At 68.8% G+C, this 24414-nt stretch carries 25 protein-coding genes and 1 pseudogene; 8 read left to right on the top strand and 18 right to left on the bottom strand.

Annotation, left to right across the window (positions count from 1 at the left end; translation table 11 throughout):
- The 3 genes from QQJ79_RS10725 to QQJ79_RS10715 all read right to left on the bottom strand — a co-directional run.
- A partial coding sequence (locus tag QQJ79_RS10725; RefSeq protein ID WP_284222923.1) for a pyrroline-5-carboxylate reductase family protein occupies positions 1-391 on the bottom strand: 391 nt, incomplete at its 3' end.
- A gap of 4 nt (positions 392-395) precedes the next feature.
- Positions 396-899, bottom strand: a complete 504-nt coding sequence (locus tag QQJ79_RS10720) for a type III secretion system chaperone family protein (RefSeq protein WP_284222922.1) — start codon at positions 897-899, stop codon at positions 396-398.
- A gap of 64 nt (positions 900-963) precedes the next feature.
- On the bottom strand, positions 964-1251 hold the full coding sequence (locus tag QQJ79_RS10715) for an accessory factor UbiK family protein (protein WP_284222921.1): 288 nt from the start codon (positions 1249-1251) through the stop codon (positions 964-966).
- Positions 1252-1522: 271 nt separating this feature from the next.
- Between QQJ79_RS10715 and lgt the strand changes: the two genes are divergently transcribed.
- From lgt to pgeF, 3 genes are read left to right on the top strand one after another with little or no spacing between them, the layout of a single operon-like run.
- Positions 1523-2392: a prolipoprotein diacylglyceryl transferase gene (gene lgt / locus QQJ79_RS10710; RefSeq protein WP_284222920.1), complete on the top strand. Its 870-nt coding sequence runs from the start codon at positions 1523-1525 to the stop codon at positions 2390-2392.
- Positions 2393-2396: 4 nt separating this feature from the next.
- Positions 2397-3485: a class I SAM-dependent methyltransferase gene (locus tag QQJ79_RS10705; RefSeq protein ID WP_284222919.1), complete on the top strand. Its 1089-nt coding sequence runs from the start codon at positions 2397-2399 to the stop codon at positions 3483-3485.
- Positions 3486-3487: 2 nt separating this feature from the next.
- Entirely contained in the window at positions 3488-4258 is a 771-nt protein-coding gene (gene pgeF, locus QQJ79_RS10700; RefSeq protein ID WP_284222918.1) for a peptidoglycan editing factor PgeF, read from the top strand.
- 12 nt (positions 4259-4270) lie between these two features.
- Here the strand turns inward: pgeF and lpxC are convergent, their stop codons facing one another.
- From lpxC to QQJ79_RS10635, 13 genes are all read right to left on the bottom strand, one after another.
- Complete coding sequence (lpxC, locus tag QQJ79_RS10695) at positions 4271-5176, bottom strand: UDP-3-O-acyl-N-acetylglucosamine deacetylase (protein WP_284222924.1); 906 nt, start codon at positions 5174-5176, stop codon at positions 4271-4273.
- Positions 5177-5362: 186 nt separating this feature from the next.
- Positions 5363-6958 carry a cell division protein FtsZ gene (ftsZ, locus tag QQJ79_RS10690; RefSeq protein ID WP_284222917.1) on the bottom strand — a complete coding sequence of 532 codons (1596 nt, stop codon included), beginning with the start codon at positions 6956-6958 and terminating at the stop codon, positions 5363-5365.
- Between the two features lie 238 nt (positions 6959-7196).
- On the bottom strand, positions 7197-10532 hold the full coding sequence (locus QQJ79_RS10685; RefSeq protein WP_284222916.1) for a TonB-dependent receptor domain-containing protein: 3336 nt from the start codon (positions 10530-10532) through the stop codon (positions 7197-7199).
- A 212-nt stretch (positions 10533-10744) separates the two neighbouring features.
- Positions 10745-12073, bottom strand: coding sequence for a cell division protein FtsA (ftsA, locus tag QQJ79_RS10680; RefSeq protein WP_284222915.1), 1329 nt, complete (start codon positions 12071-12073; stop codon positions 10745-10747).
- A gap of 14 nt (positions 12074-12087) precedes the next feature.
- The gene (locus QQJ79_RS10675; protein ID WP_284222914.1) at positions 12088-12975 is read right to left on the bottom strand and encodes a cell division protein FtsQ/DivIB; all 888 of its coding nucleotides are present in this window, start codon (positions 12973-12975) and stop codon (positions 12088-12090) included.
- Positions 12963-13898, bottom strand: coding sequence for a D-alanine--D-alanine ligase (locus QQJ79_RS10670; protein WP_284222913.1), 936 nt, complete (start codon positions 13896-13898; stop codon positions 12963-12965). The genes QQJ79_RS10675 and QQJ79_RS10670 overlap by 13 nt, the downstream gene beginning before the upstream one ends.
- A gap of 12 nt (positions 13899-13910) precedes the next feature.
- Complete coding sequence (gene murB / locus QQJ79_RS10665; protein ID WP_284222912.1) at positions 13911-14813, bottom strand: UDP-N-acetylmuramate dehydrogenase; 903 nt, start codon at positions 14811-14813, stop codon at positions 13911-13913.
- On the bottom strand, positions 14810-16240 hold the full coding sequence (murC, locus tag QQJ79_RS10660; RefSeq protein ID WP_284222911.1) for a UDP-N-acetylmuramate--L-alanine ligase: 1431 nt from the start codon (positions 16238-16240) through the stop codon (positions 14810-14812). Before murC ends, murB begins: the two co-directional genes overlap by 4 nt.
- Positions 16241-16410: 170 nt before the next feature.
- The gene (gene scpB / locus QQJ79_RS10655) at positions 16411-17070 is read right to left on the bottom strand and encodes an SMC-Scp complex subunit ScpB (RefSeq protein WP_284222910.1); all 660 of its coding nucleotides are present in this window, start codon (positions 17068-17070) and stop codon (positions 16411-16413) included.
- On the bottom strand, positions 17067-17888 hold the full coding sequence (locus QQJ79_RS10650; protein WP_284222909.1) for a segregation and condensation protein A: 822 nt from the start codon (positions 17886-17888) through the stop codon (positions 17067-17069). Before QQJ79_RS10650 ends, scpB begins: the two co-directional genes overlap by 4 nt.
- Positions 17885-18934, bottom strand: a complete 1050-nt coding sequence (gene nagZ / locus QQJ79_RS10645) for a beta-N-acetylhexosaminidase (protein ID WP_284222908.1) — start codon at positions 18932-18934, stop codon at positions 17885-17887. The genes QQJ79_RS10650 and nagZ overlap by 4 nt, the downstream gene beginning before the upstream one ends.
- A gap of 7 nt (positions 18935-18941) precedes the next feature.
- Positions 18942-19682 (bottom strand): SPOR domain-containing protein, encoded by a 741-nt coding sequence (locus QQJ79_RS10640; RefSeq protein WP_284222907.1) that lies wholly within the window; start codon positions 19680-19682, stop codon positions 18942-18944.
- A gap of 296 nt (positions 19683-19978) precedes the next feature.
- Positions 19979-21154: a deoxyguanosinetriphosphate triphosphohydrolase gene (locus QQJ79_RS10635; protein ID WP_284222906.1), complete on the bottom strand. Its 1176-nt coding sequence runs from the start codon at positions 21152-21154 to the stop codon at positions 19979-19981.
- Between the two features lie 63 nt (positions 21155-21217).
- On the opposite strand from QQJ79_RS10635, the gene erpA reads away from it, so the two are divergent.
- Positions 21218-21595 (top strand): iron-sulfur cluster insertion protein ErpA, encoded by a 378-nt coding sequence (erpA, locus tag QQJ79_RS10630; protein ID WP_284222905.1) that lies wholly within the window; start codon positions 21218-21220, stop codon positions 21593-21595.
- A gap of 53 nt (positions 21596-21648) precedes the next feature.
- Positions 21649-22050, top strand: coding sequence for a DUF1428 domain-containing protein (locus QQJ79_RS10625; protein ID WP_284222904.1), 402 nt, complete (start codon positions 21649-21651; stop codon positions 22048-22050).
- 42 nt (positions 22051-22092) lie between these two features.
- Here QQJ79_RS10625 and map read toward each other — a convergent pair whose 3' ends face one another.
- Positions 22093-22857 (bottom strand): type I methionyl aminopeptidase, encoded by a 765-nt coding sequence (gene map, locus QQJ79_RS10620; RefSeq protein ID WP_284222903.1) that lies wholly within the window; start codon positions 22855-22857, stop codon positions 22093-22095.
- On the bottom strand, positions 22854-23066 hold the full coding sequence (locus QQJ79_RS10615) for a ParD-like family protein (RefSeq protein ID WP_284222902.1): 213 nt from the start codon (positions 23064-23066) through the stop codon (positions 22854-22856). The genes map and QQJ79_RS10615 overlap by 4 nt, the downstream gene beginning before the upstream one ends.
- 123 nt (positions 23067-23189) lie before the next feature.
- Between QQJ79_RS10615 and QQJ79_RS10610 the strand changes: the two genes are divergently transcribed.
- The 3 genes and pseudogenes from QQJ79_RS10610 to QQJ79_RS10600 all read left to right on the top strand — a co-directional run.
- On the top strand, positions 23190-23474 hold the full coding sequence (locus QQJ79_RS10610) for a metalloregulator ArsR/SmtB family transcription factor (protein ID WP_284222901.1): 285 nt from the start codon (positions 23190-23192) through the stop codon (positions 23472-23474).
- The gene (locus QQJ79_RS10605; RefSeq protein ID WP_284222900.1) at positions 23471-24148 is read left to right on the top strand and encodes an SdpI family protein; all 678 of its coding nucleotides are present in this window, start codon (positions 23471-23473) and stop codon (positions 24146-24148) included. Before QQJ79_RS10610 ends, QQJ79_RS10605 begins: the two co-directional genes overlap by 4 nt.
- Before the next feature lie 23 nt (positions 24149-24171).
- A pseudogene (locus tag QQJ79_RS10600) lies at positions 24172-24414 on the top strand (alpha/beta hydrolase); the annotation flags it as partial.

Raw genomic sequence — 24414 nt, 5'->3', positions numbered from 1 at the left:
CGCGACCTTGCGCCACCGCCGTGGTGGGCATGACCCGCGCGACCGGACGGCCCGCCACGGCGCTGATATCCGCCGCCGCCACGCCCGCCATCACCGACACGATCACGGCTTCGGGGTTCAGCGCTCCGACCAGCGGACCCAGGGCCTCGCGCCACTTCGCCGGCTTGACCGCCAGCACCAGCGCCCGCGCCTCGACCAGGGCGTCGATCGGCGGATTGACCCGCGCGCCCTGCGCCCGCGCCGCCTCGGCGGCCGGCTTGTCCGACGGGGTGAAGATGATCAGTTCGCGCGCCGCGACCGCGCCGGTCTTGAGCCAGCCCTCAAGGATGGCCGAACCCAGCCGTCCGCACCCCACCAGGGCGACGGTCCCGGCTGTCGAACGAGCGCTCATGGCCTCAGGCCGTGCCGACGGTCTCGAACAGGCAGGAGTCGATCGCTTCCTGCGGCTTCTTGTTGCCGCGGATCATGAAGTCGAAGGCGGGGTAGTAGCGGTCCGCCGCCTCGACCGCCGCATCGATCATCGAGGCCGCCTGGGCCAGGGTCGGGCGTTCGCCCATCGGCAGGGCCAGCGAATGGCGGAAGACGATCTCGCCGTCGTCGGCCCAGACCTCGAAATGGCCCATCCAGGTGCGCTGGTTGATCAGGCCGACCAGTTCATAGGCGGCGGCCCGGCGGGCCCTGGACGCCTGCAGGTCCAGCGCGCAGCACAGCTGCAGGCAGTCGCCCTCGGGCCGCCAGGCGAACCACAGCTCATAGTCCTTCCAGTCGCCGGCCAGGGCAAAGGCCAGATCGCCCTCGTCGGTGCGGTCGAACGGCAGGTTTTCAGCCACCAGGACGTGCTCCACGACATCCAGCGGATCGTAGGGAACATCGACTTCTTCGGGCCGAACAATGTCCATCAGGCACTCTCCGGGCGCGACTCACGCCCTGTCATCGGACGGTAGGCGGGTTCGCAGATTCGGCTCAACCGGCTGCGTCCTGAGGGGGAACGCGCCCTGTGGACGTTCCCGTGGCAGGCTTCTTTGCCGTCTTTACAGGCGACTTCAGCGCCGCAACCTCGGCGCGCAGGGCCGCGATCTCGGCCTTCAGGGCGTCGAACTCGTCGCGGCGGACCAGATCGAGGTCGGCCGCCATCCGGTCGGCGCCCGAGCGGAACGCCGTCTTCGCCTCTTCCCCGGCCGCCTGGGCCAGGCCCATGGCCCCGGTCGTCAGCTTGGCGAACTCGTCGAGAAGGGGATTGCGGGTCTGCATGGAGTGCTCCGGCTCGAACCAACGAGCGTCGTTAACGAAGGTTCACCCGATATGGTGAACGAAACCTTGCTGTCGATGCGACCTATGGCCTGATTTGGGCGGCCGGCGGCGTGTTGCGGAAATTTCAGGGCCTGAGCGATCTCCGCTCGGGAGATCGCTCAATACTGACCCTCGGCCTTTTTGGATTCGGGTCGATGCGACCCGAAGCAAAAATGGCCATACGCGGCCGCGCTTGCTAAACCCCAGGCGAAGACCTTCCGCAGGAGCGCCCGTGCAATTTCCCGAGTTCGACCCGGTCCTGTTCAGCATCGGCCCGCTGGACATTCGCTGGTACGCCCTCGCCTATGTCGCGGGCATCGTCGTCGGCTGGTGGTATGCCGCCCGTCTGGCGAAGGACAACGCCCTCTGGCAGCCCGGCAAGGCGCCGGTCACCACGATCCAGCTCGACGACCTGATCCTGTGGATCACGCTCGGCATCATTCTCGGCGGCCGGCTCGGCTACGCCCTGTTCTATCAACCGCAGCTCTACGCCCAGATTTTCACCGGCGCCGACCTCGGCGAGCGGCTCGCCGTATTGCGCCTCTGGGATGGCGGCATGTCCTTCCACGGCGGCCTGATCGGCGTTTCGCTGGCGATCGTCCTGTTCGCCAGACGGAACCGGATCCGCCTGCTCAGCCTCGGCGACCTCGTGGCCCCGGCCGTGCCGATCGGCCTGTTCTTCGGCCGCATCGCCAACTTCATCAACGGCGAGCTGTGGGGACGCGAGACGACCGCCCCGTGGGGCGTCCGGTTCTGCAACGCCTCGATCGAGCGGATGTACGGCTTCTGCCCCGCCGGCGACGTCGCCCGCCACCCCAGCCAGCTCTATGAGGCGGGCCTCGAGGGTCTGGCCCTGTTCGGCCTCCTGTGGCTCGCCGTGTACAAATGGCGGCTGCTGGCCAAGCCCGGCTACATCACCGGCCTGTTCCTGTTCGGCTATGGCCTGGCGCGGGCGACGCTGGAGAATTTCCGCCAGCCCGACGCCGGACTCGAGAACCTGCCGCTGGGACTGACCATGGGCATGATGCTGTCGATCCCGATGATGCTGGTCGGCGCCTGGCTGATCTGGCGCGCCTGGAGCCGGCCGCCGGTCGCCGCCTGACCCCATGTCGCTGAGGGACCGCCTGGCGCGCGAGATCGTCCTGACCGGGCCGATGACGGTGGCCGACTATGTCACCCGCTGTCTGCACGACCCGGAGGACGGCTATTACGCCACCCGTCCGGCCATCGGCGCGACCGGCGACTTCATCACCGCGCCGATGATCAGCCAGATGTTCGGCGAGCTGATCGGTCTGTGGGCGGTCGAGCTGTGGCGGCGTCTGGGCGCCCCGGAGCGGGTGCGGCTGGTCGAGGTCGGGCCCGGCGACGGGACCCTGATGGCCGACGCCCTGCGCGCCGCCCGGCTGGACCCCGAATTCCTGCGCGCCGCCGACCTGATCCTGATCGAGCCCAGCCCGCCCCTGCGCGACGCCCAGGCCCGGATGCTGGCCGACAGCGACATCCATCCACGCTGGGTCGCCTCGCTGGACCGCATCGAGACAGACGCCCCCGTGATCCTGATCGCCAATGAGGTGCTGGACTGCCTGCCCGCCCGCCAGTTCGTGAAGACCGAAGACGGCTGGGCCGAGCGCCGGGTGGGCGTGACCGACGCCAATGAAAACGGGGGGGGCGACCTGACCTTCGGTCTGGTCAAGATCACCGGGGGCTTCAAACGCCCGGACTTCGCGGTCGAGCCCGGCCAGACGGTCGAGATTTCGGACCAGCAGGCCGCCTTCGGCCGGGACGTCGGCGCCCTGATCCGCGCGGCGAGCGGCGCGGCCCTGCTGATCGACTACGGCCGCGCCCGACGCGAGGCCGGCGATACGCTCCAGGGCCTTCGCCGCCACCAGAAGGTCGATCCGCTGGAGACGCCCGGCGAGGTGGATTTGACCCAATGGGCCGACTTCCCCACGGTGCTCGAGGCGGCGATCCACGCCGGGGCCGACGTCACCGGAACCCTGGGCCAGGGCGAGTTCCTGAACCTGCTCGGCATCGAGGCCCGCGCCGACCGGTTGAAGGCCGGCCGCCCCGACGCCGCCGCGGTGATCGACCGCCAGCTGGCCCGACTGACCGCGGACGACCAGATGGGAACCCTGTTCAAGGCCTGCGCGATCTTCTCCCCGCGCTCGCTGGTCGTCCCGGGCTTCGAGGCATAGCCATGACGCTGACCCCCATCACCCATCCCCTGCTCGACCGCGCCGGCGTGCGTCACGGCTTCTTCACCCGGCATGGCGGCGTCTCGACGGGCCTCCATGAAGGCCTGAACACCGGCGTCGGCTCGAAAGACGATCCCGTCGCCGTGGCCGAGAACCGGCGGCGCGTGGCCGAATGGTTCGGCGGCGTCCCCGACGACCTGGCCGCCTGTTTCCAGATTCACTCCGCCGTCGCCCGCGTCGCCGAGGCCGGCTGGAAGGGCGAGCGGCCCGAGGGCGACGCCACGGTCACCGCTGCGCCCGGCGTCATCTGCGCCGTCCTGACCGCCGACTGCGCCCCCATCCTGCTGGCCGATCCCGAGGCCGGCGTGGTCGGCGCGGCCCATGCGGGCTGGAAGGGCGCGCTGGACGGCGTCGTCCACTCGACAGTGGCGGCCATGCAGGCCCTCGGCGCCGAGCCCCGCCGCATGGTCGCCGTCGTCGGTCCCTGCATCGCCCAGGCCAGCTACGAGGTCGGCGCCGACTTCCAGGACCGGTTCGACCACCACGACCCCGGCGCCGCCCGCTTTTTCGCCCCGGGCGAAACCGACGACAAACGCCTGTTCGACCTGCCCGCCTTCGTCCTGTGGCGGCTGGAGCAGGCCGGCGTCGCCGACGCCGCCTGGACGGGGCACGACACGCGCACGGACGCGACGCGCTTCTATTCGAACCGGCGGGCCCATCTGGCAGGAGAGGCCGACTTCGGCCGGCTGATGAGCGCGGTCAGCCTGGGCTGATCCGGGGGCTGGTCAGCCCGCCATCGCCATCTCGGGCACGCGCGTCACTTCGCGCCACGCCTGCGGGTTGGCCAGCAGTTCGCGGACCAGCAGATTGTTGATGGCGTGGCCCGCCTTGACGCCCTCGTAGCGGCCCAGCAGGGGCGCGCCGAGCACATACAGGTCGCCGATAGCGTCCAGCGCCTTGTGCTTGACGAACTCGCGCTCCATCCGCAGCCCGCCCGGGTTCAGGATCTGGTCGCCGTCGATGACCACGGCATTCTCCAGCGAACCGCCGCGGGCCAGGCCGGCGCGGCGCAGGGCCTCGACCTCATGGGCGAAGCCGAAGGTGCGGGCGGCCATGATCTCCGTGCGGAAGGTTTCCTCGTCGACGACGAAATCCACCACCTGATTGCCGATCACCGGCGTGTCGAATTCGATCTCGAACCGCATCTCATAGCGGTCGCACGGCAGCAGGGCGGCGCTCTTGTCGCCGTCCTGCACCCGGATCGGCTCGAGGATCTCGATATAGCGGACCGGGGCCTCCTGGCGGCGGAAGCCGGCGCGGTCCAGCAGCTGGACGAACTGCAGCGCCGAACCGTCGAGGATCGGCAGTTCGGGTCCATCCACCTCGACCACGGCGTTGGACACCCCCAGGGCAGCGAAGGCGGCCATCAGGTGCTCGATGGTCGACAGGCGAACGCCCGCGGCATTCTCGATCATGGTGTTCAGGCGGGCGTCGACGACCGCCTCGCCCGAGACCGGAATGCGGTTGTCGCGATCCTTGATGTCGGTGCGCACGAAGACGATGCCCGTGCCGGCCGGAGCCGGACGCACGGCCAGACGCACCCGGTCGCCCGTATGCACGCCCACGCCCGCGATGATCGCAGGGGCCACGGTCGTCTTCTGGCGATGGTCGATTCTGACCGACAAACTCATACTCATTGCAGTTTTCGCGGTCCGCCCTTGTGTGCGGAGTTCGCCCCACGAACCGTCTAGCGGGTGGTAAACAAGCGGGAAATGAAAGTCGGGTTTCGGATTGTTTCGGTTTGGCGAACCACGTCCGGACGCAGAATCGCCCCGGAGCGCGGGCTCCGGGGCGGTTCCGATGGCCTTGAGGCCGGATCAGTTGGCGAGGCGTCTCAGGAAGGACGGGATTTCCAGATCATCCTCGGCCTCGCCGAGCTCGGGGGCCGGCTGGGTCTGGCTGGTCGAGCGCATTTCGGTCGTGCGCGACTGGGGCGGATAGGTCGGCTGGGCCGGTTGACGCTTGCCGCGGCCGAACAGGCTCCATCCCGACTTGCGGTGATCCCGGTCGTCATAGTCGTCGTGGGCGGGCTCGTCATGCTGCGGCGCCGGCTGGGCGGGGGCCGAGCGGTCCATATAAAGGTCGCCCTGCGCCACCGGCGCGGAGGTCTGAGCCACCGTGCGGCTGCGCGGCGCGGACTCATACTCCTCGACCCAGGGATCGACGATCGGCTCGAGGGTGCGCTCCTCGGCCACGTGGATCACCGGCTCGGGGCGCGGCTCGAAACGGGGCTCGGGCGCGCGGGCCGCGGCGCCGTAGGTCGGCTGGTTGGACTGAAAGGTCGGAACGACCGGCGCGGCTTCCGCCTGGCGCGACATCTCGGCGCGAGCCGGCTCGCGGACGGGATCGTGGCGCACGGGCTCGGCGCGCGACGCGGCATGGGCCGGCGTCGGGCGGCGGGCGTCGAACACCGAGGTCGAGGCGTTCGGCGTGGTCTTGACCGCGGCGAGGTCTTCCATGCCGGTGGCCACGACCGAGACGCGGATCTTGCCGTCCAGGGCGGGGTCGAAGGCGGCGCCGAAGATGATGTTGGCGTCGGCGTCCACCTCGCCGGCGATGGCGTTGGCGGCCTCGTCGACTTCCAGCAGGGTCATGTCCATGCCGCCGGTGATGTTCACCAGCACGGCCTTGGCGCCCTTCAGCGAGGTCTCGTCCAGCAACGGATTGGCGATGGCGTTCTGGGCGGCCTGCAGGGCGCGGTCCTCGCCCGAGGCCTCGCCCGTGCCCATCATCGCCTTGCCCATCTCGGACATGACGGCGCGGACGTCGGCGAAGTCGAGGTTGATCAGGCCCGGCAGGATCATCAGGTCGGTGATCGAACGCACGCCCGAGTGCAGCACCTGGTCGGCCATGCCGAAGGCGTCGGCGAAGGTGGTCCGCTCGTTGGCGACGCGGAACAGGTTCTGGTTCGGAATGACGATCAGGGTGTCGACATAGCGTTGCAGTTCGGCGATGCCGGCGTCGGCCAGGCGCATGCGGTGGCGGCCCTCGAAGGTGAAGGGCTTGGTCACCACGCCGACCGTCAGGATGCCGCGGTCGCGGGCGCATTTGGCGATGACGGGCGCGGCGCCGGTGCCGGTGCCGCCGCCCATGCCGGCGGTGATGAAGACCATGTGGGCGCCGTCCAGGTGCCCGTAGATCTCGTCAGCGGATTCCTCGGCGGCGTTCATGCCGACCTCGGGGTGGGCGCCCGCGCCCAGACCCTGGGTGATCGTCTCGCCCAGCTGGATGCGGCGGTCGGTCTTGGCGAACGACAGATGCTGGGCGTCGGTGTTGGCGACGACGAACTCGACGCCCTCCAGACCCGCGTCGATCATGTTGTTGACGGCGTTTCCGCCCGCGCCGCCGACACCAAAGACAACGATCCGCGGCTTCAAATCCGTGGCTTGAGGACGCACCAGCGAGAGAGACATTCTATTCCGACCTTATCCGACCCTGCCCCTGCAGTCCGATGCGAAAACCCCGCCGATTCGCATTGGTTATGAGCGCGTTAAGGAAACGCCCGATCTGCTTAAGAGAGTGTTACCGGATAGGGTGAGTCGCGGCTCAAGCCACGATTTTCGTTAACCTTGAGCGCAGTTTTCGGTGTGTGGACCAACGAAAAAGGGCGGCTCTTGCGAGCCGCCCTTTCCGTCTTGGAGCCTCCGGGTCTTACCAGGGGCGATAGTTCAGGCCCACGAAGAAGCGCGTGCCGTAGGGATCCATGTTGCTGAGCAGCGTGCCACCGAGGTAGTGGGGCTGTTCGGCGTCGAACGCATTGACCACACCCATGCGGATCGACAGGTCGTCCGCAGCATTCCACCGCACCGTGAAGTCGTGGCGGGCGAAGTTGCCAGTGTCGTAGGTGTTGAACGGACGGGTGTCGAGGTTGCCGATGTTGTCGCGGAAGTTGGTGCTGTCCTGGGCAGTCTGCCAGTCCACGCTCCAGTTAACGCTCCAGATGTCGTTCGGCGACCAGGTCAGCGAGGAAGTCAGGCGAACACGCGGGTAGAAGATCGTGCTGCCCAGTTCCGTGCCGTCGGACGGATCGGCGACGTTGGTGAAGTTCTCCTGCTCGATCAGCCACAGACCACCGACGCGGTAGTCGAAACGACCCCAGTTGCGGCCGAACACTTCTTCGGTGTCCAGCGAGTAGCGGGCCGAGAAGTCGAGACCACGCGTGGTCAGCTGGGCCAGGTTGACCGGGCTCTGGATGAAGCCGCCGATCGGATCGCCGCCGGGAGCGCCGACGCCGAACGGGATCGTCGGGTTGTTGCGGAACACCACGCCGCAGGCGTCGGGGTTCAGCGACGAGCCGCTGACGCAGGCGGCGGTCAGGGCGACAGCCGACGGCGACACGATCACGCGGTTCAGTTCAATCTCGTAGTAGTCGAGAATGATGCTGAGGTTCGGGAACCAGCGGGGCTGGAGCACGGTCGAGAAGGTGAAGCTTTCCGACTCTTCCGGCGTCAGGTTCGGGTTGCCGGAGTTAATGCCCGCGATGCCGCTGGAGTAGATCGGGTTGAAGTCGTCCAGGTTGGTCGCGGTGGCGCCGGCGAAGTCGAAGGAGAAACCGGCGGCCGTGGCCAGAGCCGTACAGTTGGCGATCCGGTTGGCCCGGACTTCGGCGTTCTGCGCGGCGATCTGCAGGGTGGCGCAGGCGTCGACGAAGCCGTTTGCGAACGTCTGGCTGGCGGGAGCGAAGTTTTCCGACAGGTTGGGCGCCCGGAACGAGGTGTTGAAGCTCGTCTTGAAGGCGATGTCCTGGACCGGACGCCAGACCAGGTTCACGCCATAGACGTCACCCTCGCCGGCCGTGGTGTAGTCGAACGAACGGTAGGAACCGCTGAGTTCGGCGTACTCGCCCATCCAGCTGTCACGGAACAGCGGGATCGAAAGTTCGGCGAACCATTCTTTCGACTCGTATTCCGCCGGAGCGAAGTCCGCGCCGGTGTTGAGGAACAGCAGGCGGTCGCCGGTGCCGGCCGAGCGGCCGACGCCTTCGGTGTATTCCTTGCGGTATTCAGCGCCGATGGCCATGCCGATCTCGCCGGCGCCCCAGAAGTCCCAGAGCTGGCCGGAGATGACCGCCAGGCCTTGATCCTGCTGGTTGACGTGGCTGACGGTGATGGCCGCGTCGACATAGTCCAGGGCCGCCTGGCTCTGGTTGCCGGCGCCGAACACGTTCAGCGGGACGCAGTTGTCGACCGCGGAGCGGAACTCGGCGTTGCTGGTGTAGGCGGTGCGGCCGCCGAACACGCCCCGGACGTAATCGTCCAGGTCGCCGAGGGCCGGGTTCGACCGGTTCGTGGCCTCGATCAGACGGGCGCGGCAGACGATCTGGCCGGGCGTGCCGTTGACGACGCCGGCGGTGTCCACGACCGCGTCAGCGGCCAGGGCGAAGCGTTGGACGTCAACACCACGCTCGACGTTCTCGTTGCGGGCTTCGCCCGAAACCCAGGACAGATCCCAGTCGATGTTCTTGATGAAGCCGATCTGGTCGAAATCGCCGCTCAGGGCCAGGACGTAACGCTCGATTTCGCGCGTGTTGTCCTGGGTCCGCTGCGGGCCGAAGATCGAGTGACGGGCCCACTGACGCGCCGTGGTGGTGGCGGCGGTGCCTTCAGTGTTGGCGTTGGCGGTCCAGTTGGTGACCGTGTTCGCCGTGATCGCGTCCTTCACGTTCTGCGGCAGATAGGCGTTGTCGGTGTAGCGCAGGTCGAACTGCGACACGGCCCGGATCGTGTTGGTCCAGTTGGCGGCATAGCTGCCGTTGTTCAGGAAGATGTCGAAGAAGGTCGGCTGCGAGATGTCGAACGTGTCTTCGGTGATGAACTTGTATTCAACCGACAGGTCGACGTTGTCCATGACGGCGAAGTTGGCGCCGACCTGGTAACGCTGCGAGGTCGACTCCGGAACGCGGGTCTCCTGGCCGAAGTTGTTCGGGTTTTCACCGTCGCCGCCGATGTTCAGCGTGCGGTTCGAGCCGACGTTGCCGATCCGCTGGCCGAAGTTGGCCAGGCGAGCGGTGTTGCCTTCAAAGACGTAGGTCTTGGTGGGGTCCAGGCTGTAGCAGTTGGCGCTGGTCAGAGCGGTACAGGACGCCAGCGGCACATCCGGATCGTTCAGCGGCGAAGGACGCTGCGAGTTGGCGAGCGTGGTCTGGCCCCAGCGCGGACGCGACAGGGTGCGGACGCCGCTGAACACGGCGTTGTCCAGCATGCCGTCGTACGGCGCGTTGGTCGGGTCGGCGTCGATGCCGACAAAGGCGTGCGCGGCTTCGAGCCAGTCGATGTCCAGGCTCTCGACCATGTCGATGTCTTCGTACTCGCCGAAGGCATACAGGTTCAGACGGTCGTCCAGCAGGTTGGTGCCGATCAGGGCCGAGATACGCTTGTTGGCCTGACCCGCCTGGTTGATCATGCCGTAGTTGGCGTCGATCTCGAGACCTTCGAAGTCGCGGCGCAGCTGGAAGTTCAGCACGCCCGAGACGGCGTCGGCGCCGTAAACCGACGAGGCGCCGCCGGTGACGATTTCGATGTTCTCGATCAGAAGGCGCGGGATGGAGTCGACGTCGACGGCCAGGTTGCCGGCGGCGGCGCCGACATGGCGGCGGCCGTCGACCAGGGTCAGCGTCCGGCCGGTGCCCAGCGAGCGCAGGTTGGCGAACGACAGACCGCCGTCGTTCAGGTTCGAGCCCGTGGTGTCGGAAGGCACCAGCGAGTTCGACAGGGCCGGGATGGTGGCCAGATAGTCGACCACGGTCGACTGACCGGTGCTCAGCAGCGCTTCACGCGTAACCTGGATGAGCGGGGTCGGAGCGTTGGTCGGGTCACGACGGATGCGCGAACCGGTGACGACGACTTCGTCGATCTCCGTGGCTTGCGGATCGGCCTGTCCCTGAACGTTCACGCCCGGGAGCTGGTCCTGGGCGAAGGCCGGAGCCGTGACGGCCATGACGCCCGCGAGGATCGTCGTGCCAAAGAGGTACTTGCGCTTGAGAAGCATGGTGATTGGGCCCCAACCGTTGTGGATGCAATACGCAGCGTCCGCCGGACGACGGATTCTGCTTCGGACCTCCACGCTAGCAGTTAAGCGGGCAACGGCAAGGGATTGTGGCCTCTTGGCGACCAATCCGACCCGCAGTTGTTACAATCCGGACACAGTCTCGCCATGTCGGGGAAATGTTGCGGCTGTCACTCGCGCAGCGCCGCTGTCGGTCAGAGATTCTCGCGCAGCCAGCCGGCCGCGCGCGCCACAATCCCGCCGCGGTGGACGCGGGGCGCGTCGGCCGCGGAGATCTGACGCGACATCAGCTTGCGGGCCGAAACGGCCTCGCGGGGTCCGTAGGCGGCGCGCAGCAAGACCCCGGCCGCCGAACAGAAGGCCGGACCCGAGGCGGCGTCGGCCAGGTGCGGCGCGCGCTGCGGCTTGCCCAGCCGCACCGGGCGGTCGAACACCCGGATGGCCAGCTCGCGGACGCCGTTCAGCTGGCTGGCCCCGCCGGTCAGGACCAGGCCCGCGCCGGGCTCAAGCCCCACGCCGGCGTTGCGCAGCCGGTCGCGCAGCAGCTCCAGCGTCTCCTCGACGCGCGGGGCGATGACCGTCTTGAGCATGGCGCGCTGGACGAAGATCGGGCCGGCCGAGGCGTCCTCGCCGCGCGGCGGGGCCTCCAGCATCTCGCGGTCCTCGTGGGCGTTGGCCATGGCCGAGCCGTGCAGGGTCTTCAGTCGCTCCGCCCCGGCGCGCGAGGTCGACAGGCCGCGGGCGATGTCGGCCGTGACATGATCTCCCCCGACGTTCAGCGACTCGATATGCAGCAGCGAGCGACCGCCCCAGACCGCCGCCGAGGTCGAACCGCCGCCCATGTCGATGCAGACGCAGCCCAGATCCATCTCGTCGTCTTCCAGCGCCGCCAGCGACGACACCACCGGCGCCGCCGCCACGCCCTGCAGGTCGAGGTGGGCCAGTTCGAGGCAGTGGCTCAGGCCGTTGAAGGCGCTCTCGGCCATGGACACGACCAGCAGGTCCAGCCCCAGCGAATGCCCCTTCATCGAGCGCGGATCGTGCACGCCGCGCGCGCCGTCCACCGACCAGGCGATCGGCAGGACGTGGATCGGCCGGCGGTTGGGCAGGCGGATCTGGGCCAGGGCCATGCCGATGGCCCGCGCCAGATCGGCGTCCCCGACCGGATTGGCCCCCAGCGAAACCCGGGCCTGGACCCGGTGGCTGGCCATCTGGCCGATGGCCGTGGTCACGACCACGCCGGAGACCGGACAGCCGGCGGCGCGCTCAGCGCGCTCGACCGCATGGCCGATGGCCTGGGCCGCCTCATCCATATTGACGATGCCCCCGCCGCGCACGCCGCGGGACTGGACGTGGCCCGCGCCGGCGACCCGGATGGTGCGGTCGGCATGGCGCACGCCGTCGGCCTTCATGATGAAACAGGCGACCTTGGACTGGCCGAGGTCGAGCGCGGCGACCACGGGCGCCCTGCCCGCCGTCCGGCCTGTGCTATCCACAGACTTGTCCACAGACCGTCCGGTCATACGTCTTCCCCGCTCTATGCTTCGCCGGCGGAGGGCCGGACGGCGACCTCCTCGGGCGTTCTCAGATCAATCCGGGCGAAGCCCAGCTCCAGCAGCCGCTCGCGCTGGTCCAGGGCGTCGAGCTGGATCAGCGCCGCCTCCTGGTTGAACGCGGGCAACTGGATCAGGCTGCCGTCCTTGAGCCGCAGGTCCCAGCGCCGCTCGTCCACCCGCACCAGGGCTTCGACCCGGCTGGCGAGCCGGGGGCGCTGGGCGATCAGGGGCAGGACTTCGGAGGCCGCCTGTTCGGCGCCCTTGCCGACGACCAGCGGCAGGTTCGGATAACGGCCGGCGTCGGCCCCGGCGATCACCTGGCCATGGCTGTCGATGACCTGGTTCACGCCGCCGGTCTGCCAGACGGCCAGCCGGTCATGCTCGACGACATGGACGATCAGGGTGTCGGGCAGCAGGCGCACGACCCGGGCGGACTTGACCCAGCCGATCTGCTCGACCCGCTCGCGCACGGCGTCGAGGTCGATGGAGGTCATCGGTTGATCGGCCGAAAGCTGCACGGCCTGCTGGATGGCGCGGGTGGCTTCGGGGCTCTCGCCCTCGATGAACACCTTTTCCAGCTTCAGGCCGAGGCCGGCGGTCATGCCGTCCACGCCATGGCTGATCGAGGCGCCGATGCGCTCGGCCCGCACTCCGGTCGCCAGAACGGCCGCCAGCAGCAGGGCGCCGGCGGCGATTGAAATCACGACTGCGCGGGGAGACAGATCCAGCCGGCCCAGCGCCGCCATCTTCCCGGGCGTGGCCTGGGCGTTGCGCGGCGCGCGGCCGCGTCCCTGGGATTTGGGAGCCGCGCCGCGTTTTGCAGGCTGGTTCGAACTCTGTCGCCGACCGCCGCGAACTACCGCGGGCATGAGGCGTCCTCCACCATCCACCGTACCAGGGCTTTGTAGTCCATCCCCACATGGGCGGCCTGCTCGGGACTGAGCGAGGTCGGGGTCATGCCGGGCTGGGTATTGACCTCCAGAAGGACCAGTTCGTCCTTAACATCGTCATAACGAAAGTCGGATCGCGAGACGCCGCGGCAGCCCATGGCGGTGTGCGCCAGCTCGGATTCCCGCATCGCGGCCTCAAACACATGGGGCGGCAGGACCGCCGGCAGCACGTGGCTGGAGCCGCCCGGGGCGTATTTGGCCTCATAATCATAGAAGCCCTTGGCCGGGGTGATGTCGGTGATGGTCAGGGCGCGCGGCCCAGACTTTTCCCCAAGAACCGTGACGGCCAGTTCCTTGCCGGCGATGAAGGGCTCGACCATCACCTGTTCGCCATAGGTCCAGCTCGCCTCGCCCGGCGCGGCGCACGGCGGTTCGCCCTCGCGCACCAGATAGACCCCGACCGAGGAGCCCTCGGCGTTCGGCTTGATCACATAGGGCGGCGGGATGACGTGGGTGCGCGACACCGCGTGGCGATCGAACAGGCCGCCGCCCGGCACCACCACCCCGGCGGCCTTCAGCACGGCCTTGGACTTATCCTTGTCCATGGCCAGGGCCGAGGCCAGCACGCCCGAGTGGGTGTAGGGAATGCCCAGGGTTTCCAGAACGCCCTGGACGCAACCGTCCTCGCCCCATTCCCCGTGCAGGGCGTTGAAGACGACATCGGGCTTCAGATCGGCCAGCACCTGGGCCAGGTCGCGGCCCGCATCAACGCGGCTGACCCGCGCAACCTGCCCTTCCAGGGCGTCGGCGCAGCCCTTGCCGGACGAGAGAGACACCTCCCGTTCGGACGACAGTCCGCCCATCAGGACGGCGACGTGCAGGTCGGAAAAGGGGCGGGTCATGGAAGGATCAACTCAGAGCGGGCGGCCGATCCTCTTGATCTCCCACTCCAGGTTTACGTTCAGTTTACTTTGAACGTCGGCGCGCACGGCATCTCCGAGACCCTCGATATCCGCTGCCGTGGCTTCGCCGGGATTGATCATGAAATTGCTGTGCAATTCGCTGAACATGGCCCCGCCCCCGGTGGCCTTGAACAGTCTCCCGCGCCAGCCCGCCTCGTCGACCAGTTTCCACGACGAATGACCCGGCGGGTTCTTAAAGGTCGAGCCGCCGGTCTTCTCGCGGATCGGCTGGGTCAATTCGCGGCGCGCGGTGATCTCGGCGATGCGGGCGGCGACGGCGTCGGGATCGTCCGGCGTCCCGCGGAAGGTCGCCTCGATCCAGATGATGTCCGCCGGCGCCCCGGAGTGGCGATAGGTGTAGCCGAAGTCGGCCAGCGCATAGTCGACCCGCTCGCCCGACCGCGTCAGACCCCAGGCCGACACCAGAATGTCCTTCGTCTCCGCGCCGTAGCAGCCGGCGTTCATGGTCAGGGCCCCGCCGATGGTCCCCGGAATGCCGGCGTAGAATTCCAGCCCCGCCAGCCCCGCCCTGGCCGAGGCCTTGGCCACCATGGAATCCAGCGCCCCGGCGCCGGCCGTGATCGTGTCGCCCTCGGTGGTGATGCCGGCGAAGGGCCGCCCGGCCAGCCGGATCACCACGCCCTCGACCCCGCCGTCGCGCACGATGACGTTGGATCCGACGCCCAGCACCGTCACCGGCACGGCCGGGTCGATCGCCTTGAGGAAGTCGGCCAGATCATCGGCGTCGGCCGGGATAAACAACGCGTCCGCGTTTCCACCGACCCGGAACCAGGTGAACGGCCCCAGCGGCTCATCGCGCAGCAACTTGCCGCGGACCTCCGGCAAGGCGATCAACCCAGCGCCTCCAGCTGCCCCGGGAGGGCATAGGCCCACTGGGTGATGTCCCCCGCGCCCAGCAGCACCACCAGATCGCCGTCCTTCGTCTCCGCCGCGATCACGCCCGGCAGGGCCTCGACGCTCTCCAGCGGCTGCACCGACCGGTGCCCGAAGCGGCGGATGCCCTCGACCAGGGCGTCCTTGTCGATGCCCTCGATCGGCGTCTCGCCGGCGGCGTAGACGTCGGCCACGAACACCGCATCGGCGTCCGAGAAACAGGTCGAGAACTCCTCCATCAGCGATTCCAGCCGGGTGAACCGGTGCGGCTGGACCACGGCGATGACCCGGCCCTCGGCCACTTGTCGCGCGGCCTTCAGCACGGCGGCGATCTCGACCGGGTGGTGGCCGTAGTCGTCGACGATCCGCACCCCGCCGACCACGCCCGTGGTGGTGAAGCGGCGCCGCACCCCGCCGAAACCGGCCAGACCGGCCTTGATCGCCTCATCCGACACGTCCAGCTCGCGCGCCACGGCGATCGCCGCCAGGGCGTTGGAGACATTGTGCCAGCCGGCCATCGGCAGGTGCAGGCCGGTGATCCGGATCGGCTCGTCCAGGGCGGCCAGACCCTGCGGCTGGATCAGCACATCGAAGCGGCAGCCGTCGGGCTTCATCTCGACATTGTCGGCCCGGACCATGGCCTGGGGATTGACCCCATAGGTCACCAGCCGCCGGTTATCGATCGAGGCCACCAGCCGCTGCACCTCGGGATGGTCGAGGCAGACGGCGGCGAAACCGTAGAAGGGGATGTTCTCGACGAAGTCCACGAACGCCTTCCGCACCCCGTCGAAGTCGCCGTAGTGGTCGAGATGTTCGGGGTCGATGTTGGTGACGATGGCCACCGTCGACTTGAGGCGGAGGAAGCTGCCGTCGCTCTCGTCGGCCTCGACCACGATCCAGTCGCCGTCGCCGACCTTGGCGTTGGTGCCATAGGCGTTGATGATGCCGCCGTTGACCACCGTCGGGTCCAGCCCACCGGCGTCGAGAATGGCCGCCACCATCGAGGTCGTCGTGGTCTTGCCGTGGGTGCCCCCGACCGCGATCGAGAATTGCAGCCGCATCAGCTCGGCCAACATCTCGGCCCGGCGGACCAGGGGGATGCGGCGCTCGCGGGCGACCACCATCTCGGGATTGGTCGCCTTGACCGCGGTCGAATAGACCACCGCCGACACCCCGTCGCCGATATGCGCCGCGTCATGGCCGATGAAGATTCGCGCGCCCAGCTTCTCCAGCCGCTCGGTGTTGGCCGACGCCCTGGCGTCGGAGCCCTGCACCGAATAGCCGATCTTGAGCATGATCTCGGCGATCCCGCTCATGCCGATGCCGCCTATGCCCACGAAATGGACGGGGCCGAGGTCGAACGGAACGGGGCGAAGGCGAGCGATCATCTGAAGCGATTAGCAAGGGTCGGAGCGGAATGCATCACCCCTCCACCATGCTTCGCATGGTCCCCCTCCCCATCGCTTCGCGACAGGGAGGAGACGGCCGCGACGTCTCCTCCCCATCTTGATGAGGAGGGGGACCACACGAAGTGTGGTGGAGGGGTCGGTCCGCCGCCTCAGTCCTCCGCCACGAAATCCCGGGCGAATTCCGGCGCATCCTCATCCCCCGGCAGCAGGGGCTCGTCGTCGCCGTCCGTGGCGCGCGACGGATCCGGGACCTCGAAGCCGACGGGGATCGACAGGTCCAGCAGGCCCGCCGCCTTCATCTCCTGCACTCCGGGCAGGTCGTACAGGTTGGACAGGCCGAAATGCTCCAGGAACCGGTCGGCGGTGCCGTATGTCACCGGCCGCCCCGGCGTCCGCCGCCGTCCGCGCAGCCGCACGAACCCCATCTCCAGCAGCAGATCGAGCGTGCCTCTCGACAGGGAGACGCCGCGCACGCTCTCGACCTCGGCCCGGGTGCAGGGCTGGTGATAGGCGATGATGGCCAGGGTCTCGAGCGCCGCCTTCGACAGCCGCCGCGGCTCCTCCCGCTCCTCGGTCATCAGGAACGACAAGTCGGCCGCCGTGCGGAACTGCCAGCGGTCGGCGACGCACTCCAGCTCGACCCCCCGCCCGTGATAGCGTTCGCGCAGGGCCGATATGGCCCCGCCGACATCCGCGCCTTCCGGCAGCCGCCGCGCGATCTCCGCCGCCGACAGCGGCCCGGCCGCCGCGAACAACAGCGCCTCGACGCGGCGCTCGATCTCTCCATGATCGGGAGCGAACTGGATCACGGCACCAGCTCCAGCACCTGACCCCGCCCGCGCCGCTTCAGATACAGCTCGGCGAAGGCCTCGGCCTGTTTCACATCCATCGCCCCCTCCTTCACCAGCTCCAGACTGGCCGACAGGGTCGAGGCGGTAAAGCTGGCCTGGGTCGGGCCGTCCTCGCCGCGTCGGGCCGGGGCCACCTGCTCCAGCGGCGTCCACTGCTCCAGCCGCGGCAGAACCTCCCTCAGCCAGTCCCGCGCCGCCTCCAGCGCGAAGGCCTCGACCCGCTGGCCGGGATTGTACTGCCGCTGCTCCTCGCGCCGGCGCTGGGTCACATAGGCGGCCATCAGCTCATACAGGCTGGCGTCGATGCGGTCGGACGGCGTGATCACCGTCGCCTGGGGATCGCCGCGGCTGAAGACGTCGCGCTTCAGCTGCGGCCGGGCGGTGATCGCCTCCACCGCCTTGCGCATCGCCTCCAGCTTCTGCAGCCGGAACGCCAGGGCCGCGGCCATCTCCTCGGCCGGAATTTCGTCGCCCTTGCCCTTGTCGGTACGCGGCAGCAGCAGGCGCGACTTCAGATAGGCCAGCCACGACGCCATCACGAGATAGTCGGCCGCCAGCGAGAAATTGCGCCGCCGCGCCTCATGCACGAAGGCCAGATACTGTTCCGCCAGTTTGGTGATCGACAGCTTCAGCAGATCGACCTTCTGCGTCCGCGCCAGCGCCAGCAGCACGTGCAACGGCCCCTCATAGCCGTCGAGGTCGACGACGAAGGCCTCGCGCGCATCGACCTGTTCGGCGGCGGTGAAGTCGAGGTTGGGCTGGAAGGCGTCGGTCATGCCTGCGCCTCCCCCACGTCAGGTCCCCGGGCGGCGTCCAGCTTTCCGGCCATCAGGGCGTCGAACCTCAGGCGCGCCTCGAACGGGTCCAGCGGCTCCGGCGTGTGGACGATCCGCGCCATGGCCGCCGCCGCCCGCTTCGCCGCCCGGCCCTTCAGCCGGCCGGTTCCCTCGGCCACCTGCCGCATCTCGTCGAGGTCGCCGTTGCAGTGCAGGACCACGTCGCAGCCCGCCTTCAGCGCCGCCCCGGCCCGTTCCGTCAGCGTCCCCGACAGCGCCTTCATCGACAGGTCGTCGGTCATGATCAGGCCGCCGAAATCCAGATGCCCGCGCATCAGCTTCACGGCCTTCCTCGAGGTCGTCGCCGGCCGTTTCGGATCGATGGCGTCGAACACCACATGGGCCGTCATCGCCATCGGCATGTCCGACAGGGCCTTGAACGGCGCGAAATCCCAGCCGTCCAGGGTCGCGAAATCCGCATGCACCACCGGCAGGTCGTGATGGCTGTCGGCGAAGGCCCGGCCATGCCCCGGCATGTGTTTCATCACCGGCAGCACGCCGCCGGCCAGCATCCCCTCCGCCGCCGCGCGACCCAGCTGCGCCACCGTCGCCGGATCACGGGCATAGGCCCGGTCGCCGATGATGTCGTGGGCCCCCGGCACCGGAACATCCAGAACGGGCAGGCAATCAACATTGATTCCGACCGCCTTCAGGTCATGCGCCATAAGCCGCGCGCCCAGCCGGACCAGCTCGCGCGCCGCCAGCGGGTCGTTCGTCGCCTTCAGATAGGCCTCGCCCGGCGGATATTTCGGCCAGTGCGGCGGCCCCATCCGCTGCACCCGTCCGCCCTCCTGGTCGATCAGGATCGGGGCGGCGGCGTCGCCGATGCTCGCGCGCAGCTCATCCGTCAGCGCCCGCACCTGCTCCGGGCTGTCGATGTTGCGGCGGAACAGGATGAAGCCCCACGGCCGCGCCTCGGCGAAGAAGGCGCGTTCCGCCTCCGTCAGCCGATGGCCGCTACAGCCGTAGATCGCCGCCGAGGTCACCGATCGGTCAGCGCACGAAACAGTCGCCGCCGGCGGCCTTGATGGCGTTGCACAGGCCGGTCGCCTGGTCGCGGCTCAGGCCGGTGACGGTGGTGCGATAGACGGTCGAACCGTTCGAGGCCGTCACCTCCTGCACCCGCTTGTCGGCCCCGGCGGTGAACTGCGGATAGCGGCCGACGATGGCGGCGAACTCGCGGTCCGCCAGGCTGGGGGTCGAGAAGGCGCCGATCTGTACGCCGGAGGTTCCCCCGACGGTCGCCGGGGTCCGGGGCTCGGTCTTCGCGGGGGGAGGCGTCACGGGCGTCGGTCGCGGCGCGACGGGCGCGGTCGTTCCGGCCGGACGCGGCGCCGGACGCGGCTGGGCGACCTCGGGCGGCGGGGTGAAGGTCGGGGCGGCGGTCGGGGCCTCGGCGGCGTCATAGACGTCGATGCCCGCTTCCGGATCGATCGGCTGGGCGTCGACCGGAGCGTCGGCCTTCATCTGCACGACCGGCGTGCCCACGGCGGGCGGGGCGTCGTTCGAGGAGCGCGGCCCGGCGCGATAATAGACCACGACGGCGATGATCAGCAGCAGCAGCACCACGCCCGAGATGATCAGGGTCATCGGCGGCGCCTTGGCCCCGCCCCCGCCGCCGGCCCGGCGGGGGTCATAGCCGCCGCGGTTGAACGGCAGGTCGTCATCGGTCGGCGGCGTATAGGCGCCCCGGTCGCGGCCCTGGTTCGGACGATAGGGATCTTCGTTGGACATGACGCGCCTCATGGTCCGCGCGAATCGACGCGCGGAACCCACACTCTATCCCGGTCCGAGTCCTTTTTCAGGCCGCAGACGCAACTCCTCCACCTTGTCATCCCCGACGTGGCGAAGCGGAGATCGGGGACGCCTGAAGCATCACCGAGTCCCTCCCGGAAAGCGCCTGCGCTTATCCGGGAGAAAGCCTGCGGCCCAAACCCTTCTCCCGGCTCGGCCCACAGGCCGTCCGGGAGGGCAATGGGAGTAGCCCCGCCCGTCCCGGCTCTCCGCTTCGCTTCGGCCGGGATGACAAGCTAAAGATCCAGCGCCAGATCCAGGCTGAACAGCTTCCTGTGCTCCTCGATGGCGTAGCGGTCGGTCATGCCGGCGATATAGTCGCACACCGCCCGGGCGCGCTTCGCCATGTCCGATGTCCCCGCCTTGCCCGACCATTCGGGCGGCAGGGTCGCCGGCTCGGCCATGAACAGCTGGAACATCTCGCCCAGCAGCCGCCGCGCCTGGCTGCGCGTGCGGTTGACGCGATAGTGGCGGTACATCCGTTCGAACAGGAATTTCCGCAGCACCCCGAGATCGGCCAGCATGCCGGGCGAGAACGCCACCAGCATCCGGCCCGCGGTGCGCACCGCCTCGGTCGAGCGAATATCGTCGGCCGCGATCCGCGCCTCGGTCTCGGCCAGCACGTCCTCGACCATGGCCCCGATCATGCGCCGCACCGCCTCGATGCGGATCATCCGGTCGTCGATGTCGGGCCAGTCCCTGCGCACCCCGTGCAGCACCGGCCCGATCAGCGGCACATCGGCCAGGTCCTCGAGCGAGAACAGCCCCGCCTGCACCCCGTCGTCGACGTCGTGATTGTTGTAGGCGATGTCGTCCGCGATCGCCGCCGCCTGGGCCTCCAGCGAGGCGAAGGTCCCCAGCCGCAAATCCCAGCCCGGCGCATAGTCGGCGATGGCCTTCCACGCCGGTTCGTCCAGCCGGTGCGACACCGGCCCGTTGTGCTTGACCACCCCCTCGACGGTCTCCCAGCTCAGGTTCAACCCCTCGAACTGCGGATAGCGATGCTCCAGCCGGGTCACGACGCGGAAGGTCTGGACGTTGTGGTCGAAGCCGCCCCACGGCTCCATCTGGGCCTGCAGCTCGTCCTCCCCGGCATGACCGAACGGCGGATGGCCCAGGTCGTGCGCCAGGGCCACCGTCTCGGCCAGATCCGTGTCCAGCCGCAGGGCGTGGGCCAGCGACCGCGCGATCTGCGCCACCTCCAGCGAATGGGTCAGGCGGGTGCGGTAGTGGTCGCCCTCATGGGCGACGAAGACCTGGGTCTTCTCCTTCAGACGGCGGAAGGCCGTGGCGTGGATGATCCGGTCCCGGTCGCGGGCATAGGCGTTGCGCGTGCGGCTGATCGGTTCGGGCGTCAGCCGGCCGCGGCTGTGCTCGGGATATTCGGCGTAGGGCGCGCGTTCGGGGATCAACGTCGGCTGCTCATTCGGCTGCGGGCCTTTGCGATCGGCCCTGCGCGCCTCATATAGGCCCCTGTGAGCACCGTCCAATCCGCATCCCTGTTCCAGATATCGCCGTCCGCTGGCGGGCACGGCCTGACCCTGTCCGACAGCGCCGCCAAACGCCTGGCTGAACTGGGCGCGGCCGAGGGTCATCCGGTCCTGCTGCGCGTCGCCGTCGACGGCGGCGGCTGCTCCGGCTTCCAGTACCGGTTCGAACTGGTCCAGTCCGCCGAGGCCGACGACATCCGCGTCGAGACCGGCGGCCAGGCGGCCGTCGTCGACCCCGTCTCCCTGCCCTTCCTCAAGGGCTCCGAGATCGCCTTCGTCGACGACCTCGCCGGAGCGCAGTTCGTGGTGCGCAATCCGAACGCGGCGTCGAGCTGCGGCTGCGGGGTCAGCTTCTCGATCTGAGGCGGCGTCCGCCAGGGGTGGAAAGCGGTCTTCGCTCGTGATGAGCTTGGGGCATGCCCTATTTCGACGCCTATTTGATTCCCGTCCGACCGTCGCAACTTCCGGCCTATCGCGACTTCTCGAAGAAGGTGGGGGCCGTCTACCGGGAGCACGGGGCAACCCGGACAACCGACATCATCCTTGACGACAGCGATCAGCCTGCCGCGTCATTCCACGCCGAGGAAGCGCGTGAAGGGTTGGGTGACGAAACCCGGACCTTCTTGGACGCCGCCGCGGGGACCGCGGGCGAAACGGTGATCCTCTCCTGGACGCAATGGCCGGACAAGGACGCTCGGGATCGAGGTCTGGCTGCGGCCCTTTCTGACCCCAGGGTTCAGCCCGATCCCGAAGACGGAGTGATATTCGAAGGACGACGTCTCGTGGCAGGCGCGTTCAAACACCTCGGCGACTGGTAGCCGGGTCCGCCCGGGGTAGTCAGCGGACCTTGGGGCGCCCGCTCACCCCCGCCCCTCCTCCGCCCTCAGCGTCAGCACCCGCACCCCGTCCTTGGTCACCGCCACCGTATGCTCGAACTGGGCCGAGAGCTTCCCGTCCGCCGTCACGACCGTCCAGCCGTCGTCGCCCTCCAGCACCTCCCGCCGGCCCTGGTTGATCATCGGCTCGATGGTGAAGACCATCCCCTCCTTCAGCGTCAGCCCGGTCCCCCGCTTGCCGTAGTGCAGCACCTGCGGCGCCTCGTGCATCTCGCGGCCGATGCCGTGGCCGCAGTATTCGCGCACCACCGAATAGCCGGCCCGCCTGGCGTGATGCTCAATGGCGTGGCCGATGTCGCCCAGCCGCGCGCCCGGTCGCACCGCCCGGATGCCCTTCCACAGCGCCTCCCGCGTCGTCCGCACCAGCCGCTTCGCCGGCGCCGCGACATCCCCGATCAGATAGGTCTTGCTCGAGTCCGCGATGAAGCCGTGCTTTTCCAGGGTGATGTCGAGATTGACGATGTCGCCGTCCGCCAGCACCTCGTCCGCCGAGGGCACGCCGTGACAGATCACGTCGTTCCGTGAACTGTTCAGCACGAAGCCATAGCCGTACTGTCCCTTGCTGGCCGGCCGCGCGTCCAGTTCGTCGACGATGAAGGCCTCGACCCGGTCGTTGACCTCCAGGGTGCTCATGCCGATCAGCGTCTGTTCGTCCAGATGTTCGAACACCGAGGCCAACAGACGCCCCGCCTCCGCCATCAGCTCAACCTCGGCCGGCGTCTTGATCATACCGCCGCGGCCGCGGCTTGCGGCGATCCCACGCCCGCCGCCTTCAGTTCGCGGGCCATCAGTTCCTGAAAACTGAGGCCGGGATTGAGCTCGCACAGCATGCCCAGCCTGATCCAGAAGGCCGCCTGGGCATTAATCGACCGGCAGGACGCCCGGCTGGCCCGGCGCAGCTGCTCGTGCAGCTCATCCTCGATATTGACGATCCCCACGGGCCGCTCCTGACTATACGTTTCGTATGCGTTGCATATATTCTTGCGCCAACCGGTGCAAGATCACGAAACGGGCGTCGCGGCCCCTTGCATTTAGGATTTTTCCTAATTAGTCTTGTTCCTATGAACGCACTGTTCAAGGCCCTGTCGCATCCGGTCCGGCGCCGCATCATCGACATGCTGCGCAAGGGGCCGATGGCGTCCGGCGACATCGCCGCCGCCTTCGACATGAGCTGGCCGACCATCACCGGCCACCTCAATGCGCTCAAGGAGGCCGGTCTGGTCTCGCCCGAGCGCGAGGGGGCCTCAATCCGCTACCGGCTCGAGATCTCGGCCGTGGAGGAGGCCCTCGCCTTCCTGCTGGCCATGACCGGCGCCCGCCGCCGGGATTCGGGAGACAAGACATGACCGCGCCACGGAAAGCCCGCTCCGCCCTCGATCTGGCCACCGTCGTCCTCAGCCTGATGGTCGGCGCCCTCGGCATCTGGACCATCCTCGCCGGCCCGACCGAACTGCTGCCGATCCACTACAACGCCGCCGGTCAGGCGGACGACTGGGGCAGTCGGGAACTGCTCGGCGGCGGCCTCGCCGGCCTCGCCCTGCTGACCCTGCTGCTCGGCGGCGGCATGGCCCTGGCGGCCGGCCGCACGGACGATCCCGCCCGCCGGCGGGCCCTGCGCTACGCCCAGCTCGTCGTGGTCCTCAGCATTCCGCTCATCAGCCTGCTCATCGCCTCGGCCAGCCTGTCGGGCGCGACCGACATCAGCGGCGCCCTGCCGGTGGCCCTGATGAGCCTCGTGATCCTGCTGATCGGCGCCTTCCTGGGCCGGGTCGGGCCCAATCCCTTCGTCGGGGTGCGCACGCCCTGGGCCTACAAGAGCCGCCTGTCGTGGGAGCGCTCCAACCGCCTCGCCGGCCGCCTCTTCTTCGTCATCGGCCTCGCCGGGCTGCTCACCGCCCCGTTCGCGCCCCAGCCTCTCGGCCTCTACGCCATCGTCGGCGCCATCGTCCTCGCCGCGGTCTGGTCCGGGGTCGAAAGCTGGCGCGTCTGGCGCACCGACCCCGACCGTCAGCCCTTCTGACCCCGACCGCCCGGAGACCCGCCATGCTCAGCCTGCTCCTCGCCGCCGCCCTGCTGTCTGATCCGGTCGCCGCGCCGGTGACACTGCCCGCCGACCCGGCGCCCCTGCACGGGACCCTGCTGACGCCGGAGGGTCCGACCCGGGCCGCCGCGCTGATCATCGCCGGCTCCGGCCCCACCGACCGCGACGGCAACAGCCCGCTCGGCGTCTCCGCCTCCAGCGAGTTCCTGCACGCCGAGGGCCTGGCCGGCCGCGGCGTCGCCACG

It is taken from the genome of Brevundimonas denitrificans (assembly GCF_030160755.1).
GTDB lineage: Bacteria > Pseudomonadota > Alphaproteobacteria > Caulobacterales > Caulobacteraceae > Brevundimonas > Brevundimonas denitrificans.
Note: the sequence above shows the minus strand (reverse complement) of the source record. Positions and strands in the feature narration are given on the sequence as shown.

Excerpts from the sequence above, each read along its gene's own strand:
- lpxC (WP_284222924.1), bottom strand. The coding sequence starts at position 5,176 with ATGAGTTTGTCGGTCAGAATCGACCATCGCCAGAAGACGACCGTGGCC.
- QQJ79_RS10625 (WP_284222904.1), top strand. The coding sequence starts at position 21,649 with ATGCCCTATTTCGACGCCTATTTGATTCCCGTCCGACCGTCGCAACTT.
- map (WP_284222903.1), bottom strand. The coding sequence starts at position 22,857 with ATGATCAAGACGCCGGCCGAGGTTGAGCTGATGGCGGAGGCGGGGCGT.
- QQJ79_RS10715 (WP_284222921.1), bottom strand. The coding sequence starts at position 1,251 with ATGCAGACCCGCAATCCCCTTCTCGACGAGTTCGCCAAGCTGACGACC.
- QQJ79_RS10650 (WP_284222909.1), bottom strand. The coding sequence starts at position 17,888 with ATGACCGACGCCTTCCAGCCCAACCTCGACTTCACCGCCGCCGAACAG.
- QQJ79_RS10705 (WP_284222919.1), top strand. The coding sequence starts at position 2,397 with ATGTCGCTGAGGGACCGCCTGGCGCGCGAGATCGTCCTGACCGGGCCG.
- QQJ79_RS10670 (WP_284222913.1), bottom strand. The coding sequence starts at position 13,898 with ATGACCCGCCCCTTTTCCGACCTGCACGTCGCCGTCCTGATGGGCGGA.
- QQJ79_RS10720 (WP_284222922.1), bottom strand. The coding sequence starts at position 899 with ATGGACATTGTTCGGCCCGAAGAAGTCGATGTTCCCTACGATCCGCTG.
- QQJ79_RS10610 (WP_284222901.1), top strand. The coding sequence starts at position 23,190 with ATGAACGCACTGTTCAAGGCCCTGTCGCATCCGGTCCGGCGCCGCATC.
- QQJ79_RS10605 (WP_284222900.1), top strand. The coding sequence starts at position 23,471 with ATGACCGCGCCACGGAAAGCCCGCTCCGCCCTCGATCTGGCCACCGTC.
- QQJ79_RS10640 (WP_284222907.1), bottom strand. The coding sequence starts at position 19,682 with ATGTCCAACGAAGATCCCTATCGTCCGAACCAGGGCCGCGACCGGGGC.
- murC (WP_284222911.1), bottom strand. The coding sequence starts at position 16,240 with ATGATCGCTCGCCTTCGCCCCGTTCCGTTCGACCTCGGCCCCGTCCAT.
- ftsA (WP_284222915.1), bottom strand. The coding sequence starts at position 12,073 with ATGACCGGACGGTCTGTGGACAAGTCTGTGGATAGCACAGGCCGGACG.
- QQJ79_RS10685 (WP_284222916.1), bottom strand. The coding sequence starts at position 10,532 with ATGCTTCTCAAGCGCAAGTACCTCTTTGGCACGACGATCCTCGCGGGC.
- pgeF (WP_284222918.1), top strand. The coding sequence starts at position 3,488 with ATGACGCTGACCCCCATCACCCATCCCCTGCTCGACCGCGCCGGCGTG.
- ftsZ (WP_284222917.1), bottom strand. The coding sequence starts at position 6,958 with ATGTCTCTCTCGCTGGTGCGTCCTCAAGCCACGGATTTGAAGCCGCGG.
- QQJ79_RS10675 (WP_284222914.1), bottom strand. The coding sequence starts at position 12,975 with ATGCCCGCGGTAGTTCGCGGCGGTCGGCGACAGAGTTCGAACCAGCCT.